Raw genomic sequence first — 18,517 nt, forward strand, 5'->3', positions numbered from 1 at the left:
CGCCGTGCCATCATCGAGCTTCGATCGACCAAGTGGAGCCTAGTTGGGAGGGCGCGTGGCGATGGAGGCCGGCCCTCGCGACACCGCACAAAGTGCCGAGCACGTCACCACCGACAGTGACGAACCGGACCCGGGTGGGGACCGTCTGACCGAGGACTGCCCGGGCGAGGACCGCCTGCCCGAAGGCCGTCTGAACGGCGATCGCCTGGGTGCGGGCCATGTGCGGGGCGACCGCCTGGCCGGCGACCGCCCGGCGGCCGAGGGCGGGCTCACCCACGCGCGTCCCGGCGGGCGCCTGCCGGACGAAGGGCCTCTCGCCCACGGCCGGCGGGTCCGGGCGCAGCCGGTCGAGGACCCCCTCGCCGAAGCCCGGCTGACCGACGACGGCCCCGACGAGTCCCCGGACGGCGTGACCGACGACGGGCCGGAGCCCGAGGAGATGTACCCGGGCGGTCCGGAGGTCGAGGTCGAGCTGCGCCCGCAGCGCCGGCTCCGCCTGTGGCAGCTCGCTCCCATCGTGGGACTGTCCGCCGTCGGCTCCCTGATGTTCGCCTTCCCGCTCGCCTTCGACTTCGGCGACAGCGGCGCCGTCATCGCCATGCTCGGCCTGCTGATCTGCTCCTGCGCCGCCGGCTGGGGCATGATGGCCGCCCGCCGGGTGGGCTACACCTGGCCCGGCCTGCCGGCGCGAGGCTCCGGCCGCCGCCCGGACTGGCGGGTCGTGCTCGGATACGTCCTGCTGGTGGCCGTGGTCGTGGTCCTGGCGGTGTGGCGCGTGGCAAGACTGCGCTGAAGCGCACCCCTTCGGGGGGCGGGGCTCTGTTCCCTGCGGCGGCTACCGCCGCGTCGGCGTGATCAACCCCCGCCGGCCGGCACTGCCCGAAGCCCCGCACCACACCCACGCGCCCCATCGCCCGTCACCCCAGCCCGGCGCAGCGCTCCCGTACGATCGAGGAATGAGCACAAGGATCGCCTTCCTCAAGGGCCACGGCACCGAGAACGACTTCGTGATCGTCCCGGACCCGGAGAACGCCCTCGACCTGAGCCCGGCCGCCGTCGCCGCCCTGTGCGACCGCCGGGCCGGCATCGGCGGCGACGGAGTGCTGCACGTGGTGCGCTCCGCCGCGCACCCGGAGGCGAAGCCGATGGCGGCCGAGGCCGAGTGGTTCATGGACTACCGCAATGGCGACGGCTCGATCGCCGAGATGTGCGGCAACGGAGCCCGTGTGTTCGCGCGCTACCTCCAGCACGCCGGACATGTGGGCGAAGGAGACCTCGCGATCGCCACGCGCGCGGGCGTGAAGACCGTCCACATCGCGAAGGACGGTGACGTCACCGTCGGCATGGGCCGGGCCCGCCTGCCCGAGGGCGACGTCACGGTGAGCGTCGGCGAGCACGGCTGGCCCGCGCGCAACGTGAACATGGGCAACCCCCACGCGGTGGCCTTCGTCGAGGACCTCGCGCACGCCGGCAACCTGTACACCCCGCCGCCCGTCAGCCCGGCGGGCACCTACCCGGACGGCGTGAACGTCGAGTTCGTCGTCGACCGCGGTCCCCGCCACGTCGCCATGCGCGTGCACGAGCGCGGCTCCGGCGAGACCCGCTCGTGCGGCACCGGCGCGTGCGCCGTCGCCGTGGCCGCCGCCCGGCGCGACGGCGCCGACCCGGCCGTCACCGGCACCCCCGCCACGTACACCGTCGACCTGCCCGGCGGGCGGCTCGTCATCACCGAACGGCCCGACGGCCAGATCGAGATGACCGGGCCGGCCGTGATCGTCGCCGAGGGCGAGATCGACGCAGAATGGCTGGAAAACGCGCTCGGCTGACCCGGCGACACCAGGAGGGCGCCGCCCCGTCAGCCCCCGGATCAGCGGTTTCCGGTACGGAAGGCACTCGCGGCCGAGGACACCCCTCGAGGCATGTGGCGCAAAACCTAAACCTCTTTTGCGTCGCTCGAATGGGTGATCCGTTTCACGCTCGCCGAGAGGCGGTCGGTCGTACGTGGTGGGCTCGATAGCATCAAGCACCGGCACGGACGGGGGAACGTCGCCTTCCCTGAGCCGCGTACGCCCTGGGGCCCCGTCCGCCGGTCCACGAGCCGGAGGTTGCCCATGAGTGCGGAGGCCACGAACCCTGCGACCCCTGGCCCGGTAGCGCCCACGGCGTCCGCGGCGGCCACCGCCCCCGCGGTGCCCAGGGCGGACCGCAGGAAGTCCCGGCCCCGGATCGACCTGCGCAGGCTCGGCCGGGCCGCGCTGCTCGGCCCCGCCGTCCGCGGCAAGTTGCCCGACGCGATCAGCCACGTCGTGGAGGCGCACCGCGCCCACCACCCGGACGCGAACCTCGACCCGCTGCGCCGCGCCTACGTCCTCGCGGAGTCCTCGCACCGCGGCCAGATGCGCAAGAGCGGTGAGCCGTACATCACGCATCCGCTCGCCGTGACCCTGATTCTCGCCGAACTCGGCGCCGAGACAACGACGTTGACGGCGTCCCTGCTCCACGACACCGTCGAGGACACCGATGTGACACTCGACCAGGTGCGGGAACAGTTCGGCGAGGAGGTTCGTTATCTCGTCGACGGGGTGACGAAACTGGAGAAGGTCGACTACGGGGCCGCCGCCGAGCCCGAGACCTTCCGCAAGATGCTCGTCGCCACCGGCAGCGACGTGCGTGTGATGTCGATCAAACTCGCCGACCGCCTGCACAACATGCGCACGCTCGGCGTCATGCGCCCGGAGAAACAGGCGCGGATCGCCAGGGTCACCCGTGACGTCCTCATCCCGCTCGCCGAACGCCTCGGCGTGCAGGCCCTGAAGACCGAGATGGAGGACCTGGTCTTCGCCATCCTCCACCCCGAGGAGTACGAGCGCACCCGCGAGCTCATCGCCGAGAACGCCGCCCGCCCCGACGACCCGCTCGCCGAGGTCGCCGACGAGATGCGCGGAGTGCTGCGCGAGGCCGGCATCCCGGCCGAAGTCCTCATCCGCCCCCGGCACTTCGTCTCCGTCCACCGAGTGGCCCGCAAACGCGGCCGGCTGCGCGGCACCGACTTCGGCCGCCTGCTCGTGCTGGTGAACGAGGACGCCGACTGCTACGGGGTCCTCGGCGAACTGCACACCTGCATGACGCCGGTCGTCTCGGAGTTCAAGGACTTCATCGCCGTACCGAAGTTCAACCTGTACCAGTCGCTGCACACCGCAGTCGCCCGCCCCCAGACGCGAACCGACTCGCCCGGGGGAACCCCCATCGCCGCCCAGGTCGTCGAAGTCCTCATCCGCACCCACCAGATGCACAAGGTCGCCGAGGCCGGCGTCATCGCCCTCGGCAACCCCTACGCACCCGCCTCCGACGCCCCCGCATCCGACGCCCCCGCCGACGGCGAGCGCGTCGACCCCACCCGCCCCGGCTGGCTCTCCCGTCTCCTCGACTGGCAGCGGGCCGCGCCCGATCCCGACACCTTCTGGTCCACCCTGCGCGAGGACCTCGCCCAGGACCGCGAGATCACCGTCTTCCGACCCGACGGCGGCGCCCTCGGCCTGCCCGAGGGTGCCACCTGCGTGGACGCCGCCTACGCCCAGTACGGCGAGGACGCCCACGCCTGCATCGGCGCCCGCGTCAACGGCCGTCTGGCCACCTTGAGCACCGTCCTGCAGGACGGCGACACCGTCCAGCTCCTCATGGGCCAGGACCCCGCTTCCGAGCCCTCCCGCGAATGGCTGGAGCACGCCCACACCCCGGCCGCCCGCATCGCCATTCAGCGCTGGCTGGCGACCCACCCCGGCGGCGGCTCCGACGCGGACGGGATGAGCGGCACACGCGCGGAACCCGAGGCCGCGGGGCGCCGGGCGGATCCCGCCCCGAGCGCCGCCGCCTCCCGTCCGGCGGAAGCGACTCCCGGCGTCGAGGTCGCCCGGGCATCCCGCTCCCGCCGTGCCGACGTCCTCGCGGACCGGCCGGGGGCCGCCGTACGGCTCGCCGGGTGCTGTACGCCCGTGCCGCCGGACGAGATCACCGGCTTCGCGGTGCGCGGGGGAGTGGTGACGGTGCACCGCGTGGAGTGCGCCGCGGTGGCGCACATGACGGGCCGGGGGCGCGCGGAGATCGGCGTGCGCTGGGGGGACACCACCGAGTGCCGGGTCACCCTGGTCGCTGAATCGTTCGGCCGCCCCCATCTGCTCGCCGACCTCACCGAGGCGATCTCCTCGGCAGGAGTCGACATCGTCTCCGCCACCGTCGAACCGCCGAGCCAGCAGCGGGTCCGGCACACGTACACCCTCCAACTCCCCGACGCGGCGCGCCTTCCGGCCCTGATGCGCGCCATGCGGGACGTCCCGGGCGTCTACGACGTGTCCCGCGCCCAGCATCAGGTGCCGGGCTCATGAGCGTCATCGAGGGTGACCGGGAGGTCGCCCATCCGTGACCGGGGGCCGTCGCCCTGTGGTCGAGCGGTGCCGAGTCCGGGCGGCCAGGCAACGCCGGTCCTTTGACGGCGTGGCCGGTGCGAGGCCGGCGGTCCAGGGGTCCGTCGGCTCTATCAGACGGTCGCCGAACGTGGAGCAGAAGGCCCTCGGGACGGAACCCGTTCGGGTGGGACGGGCGCGCGTCGCCCTCACGGCGCGGGAACGCACTGGTAGCGGTGACGCATGCTGCTCACCTTCGTCACCCCCCGCGCCCGCTCGAACTCCAGGACCCACTCCGGCACCAGGCCCCGGATCTCCCGGCACCGGAAGGCGGCGCTGCTCGCCTCCGCCGTCTCCGTCTGTCTCCTGGCCGCCGCGGCTCCGCCCGAGCCCCTCGGCGTCGGCGACCGGCTCTTTCCCTACCTGGGCAACCCGGGCTACGACGTGGCGTCGTACGACCTGTCCTTCACCTATCCCGGCAGCAACGACAAGCCGCTCCAGGCCGTCACCACCATCGACGCCTGGACCACCGCCGACCTGGACCGGATCAACCTCGACTTCGCCCACGGCACCGTGCAGTCCGTCGAGGTCGACGGGCATCCCGCGGGCTTCACCAGCGCCGGCGAGGACCTGGTCGTCACCCCGGACCACCCCCTCTCCGAGGGCAACTGGACCCGGATCACGGTCAAGCACACCAGCGATCCCGTCGCCTCCAGGGGCCAGGACGGCGGCTGGGTGCGCACCTCCGACGGCCTGGCCATGGCGAACCAGGCCGACGCCGCCCACCTGGTCTTCCCGTGCAACGACCACCCGTCCGACAAGGCGATGTTCACCTTCCACGTCACGGCCCCGAACGACTACACGGTCGTCGCCAACGGCCTGCCCGCCGGAGCGGACCGGGTGGGCCGCACCACCACCTGGACCTACCGCACCCAGCACCCCATGGCCACCGAACTGGCCCAGGTGTCCATCGGCCGCTCGGCCGTCGTCCGCCGCGAGGGCCCCGAGGGGCTGCCGGTGCGTGACGTCGTGCCCGCCGCCGCCCGCAAGGCCCTCGCACCCTGGCTCGCCAAGACGCCCGACCAGATCGCCTGGATGGAGAGCAAGGTCGGGAAGTTCCCGTTCGAGACCTATGGCGTGCTCATGGCACAGGCGTCCACCGGCTTCGAACTCGAGACACAGACCCTCTCGCTCTTCGAGAAGAACCTGTTCACCGATGCCGCCTACCCCAAGTGGTACGTCGAGTCGATCATGGTGCACGAGCTGTCCCACCAGTGGTTCGGCGACAGCGTCAGCCCCCGCACCTGGTCCGACGTCTGGCTGAACGAGGGCCACGCCACCTGGTACGAGGAGCTGTACGCCGAGGAGACCGCGCACGAGCCCATGGTGGAGCGGATGAAGGCCGCCTACGGCTCCTCCGACCGCTGGCGCGAGGCGGGCGGCCCGCCCGCCCGGCCCAAGGCGCCCGCCCCCGGCCAGAAGATCAGCATCTTCCGGCCGAACGTCTACGACGGTGCCGCGCTCGTCCTCTACGCCCTGCGCCAGGAGATCGGCCGGCCGGCCTTCGAGCGGCTGGAGCGGCTCTGGGTCCGCGAACACCGGGACTCCACCGCCACCACGGCCGACTTCGTCAAGCTGGCCTCGACGATCGCAGGCCGTGACCTGAGCGGCTTCCTCAAGGCCTGGCTGTACGGCGAGAAGACCCCGCCGATGCCCGGCCACCCGGACTGGAAGCAGCTGTCACCTGCCGAGGCGGGCGCTTCCGAGGGATCGAAGGGCGCGCACAAGGCCGGGCTCGCGGGGCTCCAGGGCGCACACAAGGCCGGGACAGCGGGGTCGCGGGGCGCGCGATAACACGGTGACGAGACGGGTCGCCTCGTGCGACCATCTTCAGGTCGGCGCGGAACGGGGTACGGGAATCTCCCGGGGGACTCGTGCGTTGACTTCATGACCGGTCCAGCAGGACCGCCGCACCGACGCCGCAACGGCATCCCATCGACGTTAAGGATCCAATGACCTCCTCTTCTTCCCCTTCCCAGGACACCAAGCGCCTCGCGCACGCCTATCCCGAGGGTCTTCGGGCCGATGCCCTGATGGAAGAGGACGTCGCCTGGAGCCACGAGATCGACGGCGAGCGGGACGGCGAGCAGTTCGACCGCTCCGAGCGTGCGGCCCTGCGCCGCGTGGTGGGCCTGTCCACCGAGCTGGAGGACGTCACCGAGGTCGAGTACCGCCAGCTCCGCCTGGAGCGGGTCGTGCTCGTCGGGGTGTGGACCACCGGCACCGCGCAGGACGCGGACAACTCCCTCGCGGAGCTGGCCGCCCTCGCCGAGACCGCGGGCGCGCTCGTGCTCGACGGCGTCATCCAGCGCCGTGACAAGCCGGACGCGGCCACCTACATCGGCTCCGGCAAGGCCGCCGAGCTGCGCGACATCGTCCTCGAGACGGGCGCGGACACGGTCATCTGCGACGGTGAGCTGAGCCCGGGCCAGCTGATCCAGCTGGAGGACGTCGTCAAGGTCAAGGTCATCGACCGTACGGCCCTGATCCTGGACATCTTCGCCCAGCACGCCAAGTCCCGGGAGGGCAAGGCGCAGGTCGCGCTCGCGCAGATGCAGTACATGCTGCCCAGGCTGCGAGGCTGGGGCCAGTCGCTGTCCCGCCAGATGGGTGGCGGTCGCGGCGGCCTCGCCACGCGAGGCCCCGGTGAGACCAAGATCGAGACGGACCGGCGCCGGATCCGCGAGAAGATGGCCAAGATGCGCCGGGAGATCGCGGACATGAAGACCGGCCGCGAGATCAAGCGCCAGGAGCGCCGGCGCAACAAGGTGCCGTCCGTCGCCATCGCGGGCTACACCAACGCCGGAAAGTCCTCCCTGCTCAACCGCCTCACGGGGGCCGGCGTCCTGGTCGAGAACGCCCTGTTCGCGACCCTGGACCCGACCGTCCGCCGGGCGGAGACCCCGAGCGGCCGGCTCTACACGCTGGCGGACACCGTCGGCTTCGTTCGGCACCTGCCGCACCACCTGGTCGAGGCGTTCCGCTCCACCATGGAGGAGGTCGGCGACTCCGACCTCATCCTGCACGTGGTGGACGGCTCGCACCCCGTGCCGGAGGAGCAGCTCGCGGCCGTGCGCGAGGTGATCCGGGACGTCGGCGCCACCGACGTGCCCGAGATCGTCGTGATCAACAAGGCCGACGCGGCCGACCCGCTGGTCCTCCAACGGCTGCTCCGGGTCGAGAAGCGCTCGATCGCCGTTTCGGCCCGCACGGGACAAGGCATCCAGGAACTGCTGGCCCTGATCGACAACGACCTGCCGCGCCCGTCGGTCGAGATCGAGGTCCTCGTGCCGTATACGCACGGCAAGCTCGTCGCCCGCGCCCACACCGAGGGCGAGGTGATCTCCGAGGAGCACACTGCGGAGGGCACCCTGCTCAAGGTCAGGGTGCACGAGGAGCTGGCGGCGGACCTGGCGCCGTACACGCCGGTCTCCGCGGCCTGACGGACGAGACATGGTGAAGGCCCGCTCCCTTTGAGGGGGCGGGCCTTCACACGCTCCGGACCCTTACTGCCCGGCGAACTTCTTGCTGACCGACTCGTACACACCCTTGGCCACGGACCCCAGCCGAGGACCGGCGAGCCACCCCGACGTCACCGGACCGATGGACGTGTTGGACACCAGAGCCGGCTTGCCGTCCGCGCCCGTCTCCACCCAGCCACCACCGGAGGACCCCGCGGTCATCGTGCAGCCGATCCGGTACATCGTCGGGTCCGAGTTGTTGAGAGACAGCCGGCCCGGCTTGTCCTTGCACTGGTAGAGCAGCTGACCGTCGAACGGAGCCGCCTCCGGGTAGCCGGACGCGGTGATGCTGCTGACCTTCGGCACCGCGGGGGCGTTGAAGTTCACCGGCATCGCCCCGCCGACCGTCTCCTCCAGCGACTTGCCGCCGGCGCCCTGCTCCGGCGTCACATGGATCACCGCGTAGTCGTACGAGGCACCGTTGCCGCCGGTCTCACCGCCCTGGTCGATCCACTGCTGCGAGGTCTGCGCAGCGTCGGCCCACCAGACCCCGTACGGGGCGATCTCGGACCTGCTGGCGTTCTGGAGCTGGGCCGCCGGCTTGCCGGAGTTGTTGTACGACGGCACGAAGGCCATGTTGCGGTACCAGCCGCCGTTCTTGCCGGCGTGCACACAGTGCCCAGCCGTCCAGACCAGGTCGGACTTGCCCGGGTGCGCCGGGTCCTCCACGACCGTGCCGGAGCACACCATGTGGCCCTCGGGGGAGTCGAAGAACAGCTTGCCGAAGGGGGCCGCGTCGGTGTGGTACGGCGGCGCCACGGCCTGCGCCTTCACCGGCTGCGGGGTCGGGTCCGTCACGCCCTGGTCACCGGAGATGTCGTTGTCGTTGACACCCTTGTTCGGGTCGTTGGCGTGGCGCATCCGGTCCGGGTCCCACAGGCCCTTGATGATCGGGTTGATGAACTCGTCGGCCTGGCGCAGCCAGTCCTTCTTGTTCCAGTTCCTCCAGGCGCCGTTCTTCCACTTGTCGATGTCGATCCCGTGCTGCTTGAGCTTCTGCTTCACGTCGTCCGGGATCCTGAGCTTTCCGTCGCCGGTGCCGGCCACGGTCGCGGAGGCGGTCGGCTTGCCGTCGGCGGTGTCGTCGCCGTTGCAGGCGGTGGCGGTCAGCGCCAGCGCCGAGGCGAGGGCGACCGCCGCCACTGCGGGGGAGCCACGGCGAGGGCCCCTGCCTCGCCGAACGGTGAACGACGGCCGTATGGATCGCATGCTGGTGAATCCCCCTGCGGTGAAGGTACTCGGCGCTTCGGTCCTGTCACCGGCCGGGAACTCGCGAGGAGTTCACGCCGGTCTCACGACCGTATCGGAACGGCATCACACACTATGCGCTCGCTGTGGGGGACTTCCGATGGAACGGCAACGGTTCGGCTACAAGCCGTCTGACCTGGCCAACCATCCACGAACGGCCCGATGTGACGGCCACTCGGCGTCATCCCCCTCCTCACACCGGAGTTCCTCCGCTTCTGGCAACGATCTTGCGTCAACCCGTAACCCGTCGACCGGTCCGTGGTTGTAGCGGTGGGGGGTCAGCTGCCTGTACGCGGCTCCCCGCGGATCATCTCGCCTCTGAGCAGCGGGGAGGACAGCGAGCCGTGGCCGTTACGGAGTCGATGGCTGAGGGCAGGCACGGGGAAGCGCGTGCCGTGCACGAGGGGATCCTCAGACGCCAGTCGGCGCGTGAATCCTCCGCCCGCACCTACGCCCGGGCCCTGCCCATCGTCCCGGTGCGGGCGCGGGGGCTCACCATCGAGGGTGCCGATGGCCGCCGTTATCTGGACTGTCTCTCCGGCGCCGGCACCCTCGCCCTCGGCCACAACCATCCGGTCGTGCTGGAAGCCATCCGCCGGGTCCTCGACTCCGGTGCTCCTCTCTCCGTCCTCGACCTGGCGACCCCGGTCAAGGACGCCTTCATCACCGAGCTGTTCCGCACCCTCCCGCCCGGGCTCGCCGACCGTGCCCGGGTCCAGTTCTGCGGACCGGCAGGCACCGACGCCGTCGAGGCCGCCCTCAAACTGGTCCGGGCCGCGACCGGCCGCACCGGCATCCTCGCCTTCACCGGCGCCTACCACGGCATGACCGCGGGCGCCCTGGCCGCCTCCGGCGGTGCCCGTGACGTCCAGGTCGCCCGCCTGCCCTATCCACAGGACTACCGCTGTCCCTTCGGCATCGGCGGGCCGCGAGGCGCCGAACTCGCCGCCCGCTGGACCGAGTCCCTCCTCGACGACCCCAAATCGGGTGTGCCGCTGCCCGCCGGGATGATCCTCGAACCCGTCCAGGGCGAGGGCGGGGTGCTCCCCGGGCCGGACGACTGGCTGCGCCGCATGCGGCGGATCACAGCGGACCGTTCGGTCCTGCTGATCGCCGACGAGGTCCAGACCGGGGTCGGCCGTACGGGCGCCTTCTGGGCCGTCGACCACAGCGGTGTCACCCCCGACGTCATGGTCCTGTCCAAGGCCATCGGCGGCAGCCTCCCGCTCGCCGTGATCGTCTACCGTGACGATCTCGACGTCTGGCAACCGGGCGCCCACGCGGGAACCTTCCGCGGCAACCAGCTCGCCATGGCCGCCGGCACCGCGACCCTCACCTACGTCCGGGAGAACGGCCTCGCCGAACGTGCCGCCGCCCTCGGCTCCCGCATGCTGCGCCAACTCGGGGAACTCACCGACGCCTTCGCCTGCGTTGGGGAGGTACGGGGGCGCGGACTGATGATCGGCGTCGAAATGGTGGACCCGGAAGGCGCCGGAGCCGACCCCGGCGACCAGCACGCCTCGCCCACCGGTCCGGAGCCCGCGCGCACCCCCCACCCGGCCGCGCCCGAACTCGCCGCGGCCGTTCAACGGGAGTGCCTCCAGCGAGGTCTGATCGTCGAACTCGGCGGCCGTCACTCGGCCGTGGTGCGCCTGCTCCCCCCGCTCACGATCAGCGACGAGCAGGCGGCTGCCGTGCTGGACCGCCTGACGGACGCGGTGGCAGCGGTGGCCCGCACCCACGGGGAGCACGGCCCGCACCGCGGCCGACACCACGGCCCCGGCCGGCGCGCGGGCTGAGCCCCACGCCCACACCACCCGACCCCTGAACCCGGCGCCGGCCTTCGAGTCCGTTGCCGTCCACATCTCAACTGAGCCCCCTTTCAAGGACCTTCGGGCCGGAATCGGCCTCCCATGACACACTCGCGCCCTCTCTCTCACGCCCCGTCTCCCGGCCGACCCGCCCCAGTGACGCAGCCACCAACCGCCGTGGCCGGCGAAGCGATTGCCGACCATGCGGGAGCGGCGATCCCCGGCGACAGCACGAGTCCCCGCACCGCCCCAGCCAGCCACCAGGAGCCGTCATGAACGCCACCCCCACCCCCGACGGCAGCTCCGGCGCTCCCGACGAACAGGGAGACCCCGGCACCCCGGCCTCTCCCGTACCGCTCGCCGAGTCGGTTCCCCAGCAGAAGAGGCGCATCGCGGACCTCACCCGAGTGACCGAGCCCGGCGCCGACCTGCTGGAACACCCCGACCCGCGCACCGCGGCGCAGGCCGCCGCCGTGGAGAACCTGCTGCGGTGCCGGGTACGCGAGACCGACCTCGCCGCACCCGCCGGCGGCACCCTCCGCATCCCGCTTCCCGCCAGCGGCACCTCTCTGCTCGTGCCGGTCCGTTACTGGTCGCCCACGGGTCTGCACCGCTTCGGTCCACCACGCCTGGCCGACGCCCCCGAGGCCGCCCCCGCCGTCGACGCCGTCACCTTGGCAGCGCTGCTGGTCCGGGAGAGGTCCGGTGAGACGGACGGCGCCTCCCGCGCCCATGAACCCGACGCCGACCACGGTGACGACGGCGATCTCGCGGCCAGGGTGGCCGACTCCCTCCGCCGCACCACCGCCTTCATCCGCGACCGCCGCGCGCACCCCGCCGACGGACCCGATCTGTTCCTCTCCGCCGAGCAGGCTCTCCTTCTCGGACATCCCCTGCACCCGACGCCCAAGAGCCGGGAAGGCCTGACCGAGGCCGAGACCCGCCGGTACTCACCAGAGCTGCGCGGCTCCTTTCCCCTGCACTGGATGGCTGTCGCCCCCTCCCTTCTCGCCACCGATTCAGCCTGGACCGAGCGCGGCCGTCCCCTGCCCGCCGACCAGCTCACCCTGCGCCTCGCCGAGACCGACCTCCCTCTGCCCGACGGCTACGCCGCCCTTCCCCTGCACCCATGGCAGGCCCGCGAGCTGCGGTACCGAGAACCGGTCGCCGCCCTGCTCGACTCCGGCCTCCTGCGCGACCTCGGCCCGCTCGGCCCCGCCTGGCATCCCACCTCCTCCGTACGCACCGTCCACCGGTCCGGTGCCCGGGCGATGCTGAAGCTGTCGCTGGGGCTGCGCATCACCAACTCCCGCCGCGAGAACCTGCGCAAGGAACTCCATCGCGGTGTCGAGGTGCACCGGTTGCTGCGCACCGGCCTGTTCAAGCAATGGCAGGCCGTACATCCCCGCTTCGACATCGTCCGCGACCCGGCCTGGCTCGCCGCCGACGACGCGGACGGCCTGCCCGTGCCCGGACTCGACGTGATGATCAGGCACAATCCGTTCGCCTCGACCGACGACATCGGCTGCGTCGCCGGACTCGTCTCGCCCCGGCCCGCCCCGGAATGCCGCGGCAACTCCTCGGCCCAGCAGACCGCCTGGCCCATGCGATCCCGGCTGGCCCGGCTCGTGGCGCGGCTCGCCGCACACACCGGCCGACCCGTCCGAGCCGTTGCCGCGGAGTGGTTCCTCCGCTACCTGGAGCAGGTCGTCCGGCCCGTGCTCTGGCTGGACAGCGAGGTCGGCATCGCCCTGGAAGCCCACCAGCAGAACACCCTGCTCCTGCTCGACGACGACGGCTGGCCCGTCGGCGGCCGCTACCGCGACAACCAGGGCTACTACTTCCGCGAGTCCCGGCGGGCCGAACTGGATGCCCGGCTGCCCGGCATCGGTGAACGCAGCGACACCTTCGTCTCCGACGATGTCACCGACGAACGCTTCGCGTACTACCTGGCCGTCAACAACGTGTTCGGCCTCATCGGCGCGTTCGGTTCCCAGCGTCTGGCCGACGAGCGTCTGCTCCTCGCGGCCTTCCGCCGCTTCCTCACCGACGTCACCACAGGGCCCACCCCACTGCGCACCACCCTGCCCCGCCGCCTGCTCGACTCACCCGTCCTGCGGTGCAAGGCCAACCTGCTGACCCGGCTGCACGGCCTCGACGAGCTCGTCGGCCCGGTCGACACCCAGTCGGTCTACGTCACCATCGCCAACCCCCTTCATTCCTGAGCGAATCGCCCTGTCCTCCCGCACACCCGAGGAACATGACCCACCTCGTCTCCTGAGAGGAGCGCACCGTGCCTCCCACCGACGCGAACGCCGGCTCAAGCCCCGCCCGTCCGGGCGCCCCCGTCCGCACAGGCACCCCCGTCCACCGTCACCCCGCGGGCCCCCGAGCGGCCGGCGCGACCCGCGGCGCCCCGTTCACCGGGTTCGCCATCGAGGACGACGACGGGGAGTGTGAGGACACGCTGGACCTGCATCTGCCCGCCGACTTCCGCGCACTCTTCGGCGGGGGAACGGCCTACCTCCTGGACCAACTCCACACCTGGGGTCCGCTGGTCACCCCCGTCGGCTCCTTCCAGCTTCTTCCCGTGCGCGTCCAAGAGGACCTTCCGCTCATCCACCGCTGGATGAGCGACCCCGCCGTCGCGCAGTTCTGGCAGCTGGACGGGCCTCCGAACCGGACGGAGGACCACCTGCGCGCTCAACTCGACGGCGACGGTCGCAGTGTGCCGTGTCTCGGCGTCCTGGAGGGCACACCTATGAGCTACTGGGAGATCTACCGGGCCGATCTTGATCCCCTGGCCCGGCACTTCCCGGCCCGCCCCCACGACACCGGGATCCATCTCCTCGTCGGCGGGGCCGCGGATCGAGGGCGGGGGCTGGGATCCGCCCTGCTCCGAGCCGTGGCCGACCTGATTCTGGACCGGCGCCCCGCGTGCGCACGGGTCGTGGCGGAACCCGACATTCGCAACACCCCCTCCGTCGCGGCGTTCCTGAGCGCCGGCTTCCGGTTCGCGGACGAGGTCGACCTGCCCGGCAAGCGGGCCGCGCTCATGATGCGGGACCGGGTCCTGCGCGATGTCCTGTAGCTCCATGCGATCGCGTTCTCACAGAAAGTACGAACCGGCGGTCGACCGAGTTCCCGCTCGTTCCGGGAGATCCGCGAGCGCGGCGAGCCGGCGCGCGGACACCGCACGTCACCGCTCTCGCGCCCGGCTGCGTCACCCCGTCCGCCATCCGCTGCCCTCATCCCCACCCCAGGAGCCCGGCCGTGATCCCGCCCTCCGCCCCCGCCTTGATCGCCCGTTTGTCAGTGCCGGGCCGTAGGGTGGTCGGGCTATGACGAAGCCCTCACTCCCCGAACTCCTGCATGCCGCCGTCACCGCTGTGGGCGGCACGGAGCGCCCCGGCCAGGTGACCATGGCCGAAGCGGTCGCCGAGGCGATCGACGACGGATCCCATCTGCTGGTCCAGGCCGGCACAGGCACCGGAAAGTCGCTCGGCTACCTCGTGCCGGCGCTCGCGCAGGGGGAGCGGGTGGTCGTCGCGACAGCCACCCTCGCGCTGCAGCGCCAGCTCGTGGAGCGCGATCTGCCGCGGACGGTCGACGCCCTGCACCCGCTGCTGCGCCGCCGCCCGGAGTTCGCGATGCTCAAGGGCCGCTCGAACTACCTCTGCCTGCACCGCCTGCACGAGGGCATGCCGCAGGACGAGGAGGACGGCCTCTTCGACCAGTTCGAGGCCGCCGCCCCCACCAGCAAGCTGGGCCAGGACCTCCTGCGGCTGCGGGACTGGTCGGACGAGACCGAGACGGGTGACCGCGACGATCTCACGCCCGGCGTGTCGGACCGCGCCTGGGCGCAGGTCTCGGTGTCCTCACGGGAATGCCTGGGCGCGTCGAAGTGCGCGTACGGCGCCGAGTGCTTCGCGGAGATGGCCCGCGAGCGCGCCAAGCTCGCCGAGGTCGTGGTCACGAACCACGCCCTGCTCGCCATCGACGCCATCGAGGGCGCGCCGGTGCTGCCCCAGCACGAGGTGCTGATCGTGGACGAGGCCCACGAGCTCGTCTCCCGGGTCACCGGCGTCGCGACCGGCGAACTCACACCAGGCCAGGTCAATCGCGCTGTGCGCCGCGCCGCCAAACTCGTCAACGAAAAGGCCGCCGACCAGCTCCAGACCGCCGCCGAGGGCTTCGAACGGCTGATGGAGCTGGCCCTGCCGGGCCGCCTGGAGGAGATCCCGGAGGACCTCGGCTACGCCCTGATGGCCCTGCGGGATGCCGCGCGCACGGTCGTCTCCGCGATCGGGGCGACGCGCGACAAGTCGGTGCAGGACGAGGACGCGGTGCGCAAGCAGGCGCTGGCCTCGGTGGAGACGGTGCACGACGTGGCGGAACGGGTCCTGACCGGCTCGGAGTGGGACGTCGTCTGGTACGAGCGGCACGACCGCTTCGGCGCCTCCCTGAGGGTCGCCCCCATGTCGGTCTCGGGGCTGCTCAGGGAGAAGCTCTTCGCCGACCGCGCGGTCGTGCTGACCTCCGCGACCCTCAAGCTGGGCGGCGACTTCAACGGCGTCGGCGCCTCCCTGGGCCTCGGCCCGGAGGGAGCGGAGGGCGAGGAGCTGCCGAAATGGAAGGGTGTCGACGTCGGCTCGCCCTTCGACTACCGCAGGCAGGGCATCCTGTACGTCGCCAAGCATCTGTCACGCCCCGCGCGCGACGGTGAGCGTTCCGACATGCTCGACGAGCTCACCGAACTGATCCAGGCGGCCGGCGGCCGCACCCTCGGGCTGTTCTCGTCGATGCGGGCCGCGCAGCTCGCTGCGGAGGAGCTGCGCTCCCGGATCCCCGAGTTCCCGATCCTGCTGCAGGGCGAGGAGACGCTCGGCGAGCTGATCAAGAACTTCGCGGCCGACCCGAAGACCTGCCTGTTCGGCACCCTGTCTTTGTGGCAGGGGGTCGACGTCCCCGGCCCCAGCTGTCAGCTGGTCGTCATGGACAAGATCCCGTTCCCCCGTCCCGACGATCCGTTGATGAGCGCCCGGCAGAAGGCGGTGGAGGACGCCGGCGGCAACGGCTTCATGGCGGTGGCCGCCACGCACGCGGCCCTGCTCATGGCCCAGGGCGCCGGCCGGCTCGTCCGTGCCTCGGGGGACCGGGGCGTGGTCGCCGTACTGGACCAGCGGCTGGCCACCGCACGGTACGGCGGCTATCTCAAGGCGTCACTGCCGGACTTCTGGTACACCACGGACCGAAACCAGGTCCGCAAGTCGCTCGCCGCGATCGACGCGGCGGCGAAGACCGTGGAAGCGCAGCCGGCCGAGGCGAAGTGATCGGAGGGCCCGACCGGCGCCGGTGGGGCCCCCGGATATGAAGAGCGGCGGGCACCGGCCCCGCACACGGCAGGGCCCCGGAACCGGCGCAGGGGTTCCGGGGCCCGGTCAGGGAGCGAGCAGCCGTACGGCCCACCCGCCGCAGGCGTCACACGCGCCGCAGCACCGCGACGACCTTGCCCAGGATGGTGGCGTCGTCGCCGGGGATGGGCTCGTAGGCCGCGTTGTGCGGGAGAAGCCAGACGTGGCCGTCCTCGCGCTTGAAGCGCTTGACGGTGGCCTCGCCGTCGAGCATGGCCGCCACGATGTCGCCGTTCTCGGCGACCGGCTGGCGGCGCACGGTGACCCAGTCGCCGTCGCAGATCGCGGCCTCGATCATGGAGTCGCCGACGACCTTGAGGACGAAGAGTTCACCGTCACCGACGAGCTGGCGGGGGAGGGGGAAGACGTCCTCGACGGACTCCTCCGCGAGGATGGGGCCACCGGCTGCGATACGGCCGACCAACGGGACGTACGACGCGGCGGGCTTGCCGGCGGTGTCCGTGGGCTGCACGGTCACGGCCTGGTCCGAGCCGCGCACCTCGTATGCGCGGGGACGGTGCGGGTCGCGGCGCAGAAAGCCCTTGCGCTCGAGCGCCATCAGCTGATGCGCGACGGAGGACGTGCTCGAGAGGCCGACGGCCTGGCCGATCTCCCGCATCGATGGCGGATAGCCGCGCCGCTGTACCGAGTCACGGATGACTTCGATCACGCGGCGCTGGCGGTCGGTGAGTCCGGAGCTGTCCGCCCGGATTCCTGGAGGTCGGCCCGGCAGGGAGCGCTTGTGCCCCTCCGGATTCGTGCTTTCGTTCATCACGTGTACCGGCTCGACTCGGCCCTGGGAGCGGTCCTGGGCAGTGATGGTGGCGCTGTCTGCGGTGGTGGTCACGTCGGCCCCTCTCGATGGTCTCCCTGCTGGACAACGGTAGTTGCTTTCGAAAGGTTGCGCCAAACACACGTTCGAGTGAAAAAGTGCGATTCACCCGACGCGATCATGTGGGTAGGTGTATAGCTGACGCGCCACCTGGCCGACAAAAGCGCCCATTGTTGTACTCTTCACCGCTGAGGTTGCCGACCTTGTGGGCCGCCACCTCAGTCTGCCATCCGGAACCCGCTCGTCCGGGACCCGGATCCCTTCTCCGCCGGAGTCCCACGCGTCCTCCGTGCGGCGCCCACGGTATCCCCGTAAGCGCCACAGTGGCACCGCTCTGTGCCCGCGTGTCCCTGGGCGACCGCATGCGCGTCCGAGCTCCACAGCCGTTCCCCTGCGACACGCGACTCTGCCTCGGTGTATGAGCCAATCCCCACATCTAGTGGTTGGATGGCTACAGCAGCCCACAAGTTGTGGTCCCCCGGGTCTGACCCGGCCCGGCGATCGCCTATGCTTAGGGCTGCTTCGCGGGGCCCATAAGTCTGGCGAGGTTATTGAGTCTGCTGTGAGGAGGGTTGGAGATCATGCACTGCCCCTTCTGCAGGCACCCCGACAGCCGCGTGGTCGACAGTCGTACGACCGACGACGGCACGTCGATCCGCCGGCGCCGCCAGTGCCCCGACTGCTCCCGTCGTTTCACGACGGTGGAGACGTGCTCGCTCATGGTGGTCAAGCGGTCCGGAGTCACCGAGCCTTTCAGTCGTACCAAGGTCATCAACGGCGTGCGCAAGGCATGCCAGGGGCGGCCTGTCACCGAGGACGCACTCGCCCAGCTCGGCCAGCGGGTCGAGGAGGCGGTGCGGGCCACCGGAAGCGCCGAGCTGACCACCCACGACGTGGGGCTGGCCATACTCGGCCCGTTGCAGGAGCTCGACCTCGTCGCCTATCTGCGATTCGCCTCCGTCTACCGGGCGTTCGACTCGCTCGAGGACTTCGAGGCCGCCATCGCGGAGCTGAGGCAGGCGACGCGGGGCCCCGCCGCGGACGAGGAAGACGCGGGAACGGGGAGCCAGGAAGACGATCACGGGCCCGGCGGGACCACCGAGGTCCCCGTGCCCGCTCACGCCGCCGACTGACCGGCGGGCCGGAGACCGGAGGAGAGCCGGGTTCCGGCCGGACGGCGGCGACCGAAGACCCGTTGCGGGCGGCAGCTGAGGGTGCCCGCAACACCAGA

The 18,517-nt window shown here is 71.6% G+C and carries 12 protein-coding genes; 10 read left to right on the forward strand and 2 right to left on the reverse strand.

The window, feature by feature from the left end; all coding sequences use genetic code 11:
* Window positions 1-295 precede the first annotated feature (295 nt).
* The 5 genes from AB0L59_RS31635 to hflX all read left to right on the forward strand — a co-directional run bounded on the left by AB0L59_RS31635 (window position 296) and on the right by hflX (window position 7,903).
* Window positions 296-793 carry a hypothetical protein gene (locus AB0L59_RS31635; RefSeq protein WP_365590148.1) on the forward strand — a complete coding sequence of 166 codons (498 nt, stop codon included), beginning with the start codon at window positions 296-298 and terminating at the stop codon, window positions 791-793.
* Window positions 794-956: 163 nt separating this feature from the next.
* The gene (gene dapF, locus AB0L59_RS31640) at window positions 957-1,826 is read left to right on the forward strand and encodes a diaminopimelate epimerase (RefSeq protein ID WP_365590064.1); all 870 of its coding nucleotides are present in this window, start codon (window positions 957-959) and stop codon (window positions 1,824-1,826) included.
* Window positions 1,827-2,111: 285 nt separating this feature from the next.
* A complete protein-coding gene (locus AB0L59_RS31645; protein ID WP_365590065.1) occupies window positions 2,112-4,382 on the forward strand; it encodes an HD domain-containing protein in 2,271 nt (756 codons plus the stop codon).
* A 261-nt stretch (window positions 4,383-4,643) separates the two neighbouring features.
* Entirely contained in the window at window positions 4,644-6,254 is a 1,611-nt protein-coding gene (locus AB0L59_RS31650; RefSeq protein WP_365590066.1) for a M1 family metallopeptidase, read from the forward strand.
* A gap of 158 nt (window positions 6,255-6,412) precedes the next feature.
* Window positions 6,413-7,903 carry a GTPase HflX gene (gene hflX / locus AB0L59_RS31655; protein WP_365590067.1) on the forward strand — a complete coding sequence of 497 codons (1,491 nt, stop codon included), beginning with the start codon at window positions 6,413-6,415 and terminating at the stop codon, window positions 7,901-7,903.
* 63 nt (window positions 7,904-7,966) lie between these two features.
* On the opposite strand, the gene AB0L59_RS31660 is transcribed toward hflX, so the two are convergent.
* A complete protein-coding gene (locus tag AB0L59_RS31660; RefSeq protein ID WP_365590068.1) occupies window positions 7,967-9,190 on the reverse strand; it encodes a hypothetical protein in 1,224 nt (407 codons plus the stop codon).
* 401 nt (window positions 9,191-9,591) lie between these two features.
* On the opposite strand from AB0L59_RS31660, the gene AB0L59_RS31665 reads away from it, so the two are divergent.
* The 4 genes from AB0L59_RS31665 to AB0L59_RS31680 all read left to right on the forward strand — a co-directional run bounded on the left by AB0L59_RS31665 (window position 9,592) and on the right by AB0L59_RS31680 (window position 16,373).
* Window positions 9,592-11,028, forward strand: a complete 1,437-nt coding sequence (locus AB0L59_RS31665) for a diaminobutyrate--2-oxoglutarate transaminase family protein (RefSeq protein WP_365590069.1) — start codon at window positions 9,592-9,594, stop codon at window positions 11,026-11,028.
* Between the two features lie 284 nt (window positions 11,029-11,312).
* Window positions 11,313-13,265: an IucA/IucC family protein gene (locus tag AB0L59_RS31670; protein ID WP_365590070.1), complete on the forward strand. Its 1,953-nt coding sequence runs from the start codon at window positions 11,313-11,315 to the stop codon at window positions 13,263-13,265.
* 68 nt (window positions 13,266-13,333) lie between these two features.
* Complete coding sequence (locus tag AB0L59_RS31675; RefSeq protein WP_365590071.1) at window positions 13,334-14,131, forward strand: GNAT family N-acetyltransferase; 798 nt, start codon at window positions 13,334-13,336, stop codon at window positions 14,129-14,131.
* Window positions 14,132-14,381: 250 nt separating this feature from the next.
* Window positions 14,382-16,373, forward strand: coding sequence for an ATP-dependent DNA helicase (locus AB0L59_RS31680; RefSeq protein WP_365590072.1), 1,992 nt, complete (start codon window positions 14,382-14,384; stop codon window positions 16,371-16,373).
* A gap of 148 nt (window positions 16,374-16,521) precedes the next feature.
* On the opposite strand, the gene lexA is transcribed toward AB0L59_RS31680, so the two are convergent.
* Complete coding sequence (gene lexA / locus AB0L59_RS31685) at window positions 16,522-17,301, reverse strand: transcriptional repressor LexA (RefSeq protein WP_365590073.1); 780 nt, start codon at window positions 17,299-17,301, stop codon at window positions 16,522-16,524.
* A 566-nt stretch (window positions 17,302-17,867) separates the two neighbouring features.
* Here lexA and nrdR point away from each other — a divergent pair.
* Window positions 17,868-18,419, forward strand: a complete 552-nt coding sequence (gene nrdR / locus AB0L59_RS31690; RefSeq protein ID WP_365590074.1) for a transcriptional regulator NrdR — start codon at window positions 17,868-17,870, stop codon at window positions 18,417-18,419.
* The last annotated feature ends 98 nt before the right edge of the window (window positions 18,420-18,517 follow it).

This window comes from Streptomyces sp. NPDC052109 (assembly GCF_040680195.1).
In the GTDB taxonomy this organism is placed as follows: domain Bacteria; phylum Actinomycetota; class Actinomycetes; order Streptomycetales; family Streptomycetaceae; genus Streptomyces.

Bases quoted from the DNA above. Each gene is read 5' to 3' on its own strand.
- AB0L59_RS31680 (WP_365590072.1), top strand. From the start codon at position 14,382: ATGACGAAGCCCTCACTCCCCGAACTCCTGCATGCCGCCGTCACCGCT.
- AB0L59_RS31650 (WP_365590066.1), top strand. From the start codon at position 4,644: ATGCTGCTCACCTTCGTCACCCCCCGCGCCCGCTCGAACTCCAGGACC.
- AB0L59_RS31645 (WP_365590065.1), top strand. From the start codon at position 2,112: ATGAGTGCGGAGGCCACGAACCCTGCGACCCCTGGCCCGGTAGCGCCC.
- nrdR (WP_365590074.1), top strand. From the start codon at position 17,868: ATGCACTGCCCCTTCTGCAGGCACCCCGACAGCCGCGTGGTCGACAGT.
- AB0L59_RS31660 (WP_365590068.1), bottom strand. From the start codon at position 9,190: ATGCGATCCATACGGCCGTCGTTCACCGTTCGGCGAGGCAGGGGCCCT.
- AB0L59_RS31665 (WP_365590069.1), top strand. From the start codon at position 9,592: ATGGCTGAGGGCAGGCACGGGGAAGCGCGTGCCGTGCACGAGGGGATC.
- hflX (WP_365590067.1), top strand. From the start codon at position 6,413: ATGACCTCCTCTTCTTCCCCTTCCCAGGACACCAAGCGCCTCGCGCAC.
- AB0L59_RS31670 (WP_365590070.1), top strand. From the start codon at position 11,313: ATGAACGCCACCCCCACCCCCGACGGCAGCTCCGGCGCTCCCGACGAA.
- dapF (WP_365590064.1), top strand. From the start codon at position 957: ATGAGCACAAGGATCGCCTTCCTCAAGGGCCACGGCACCGAGAACGAC.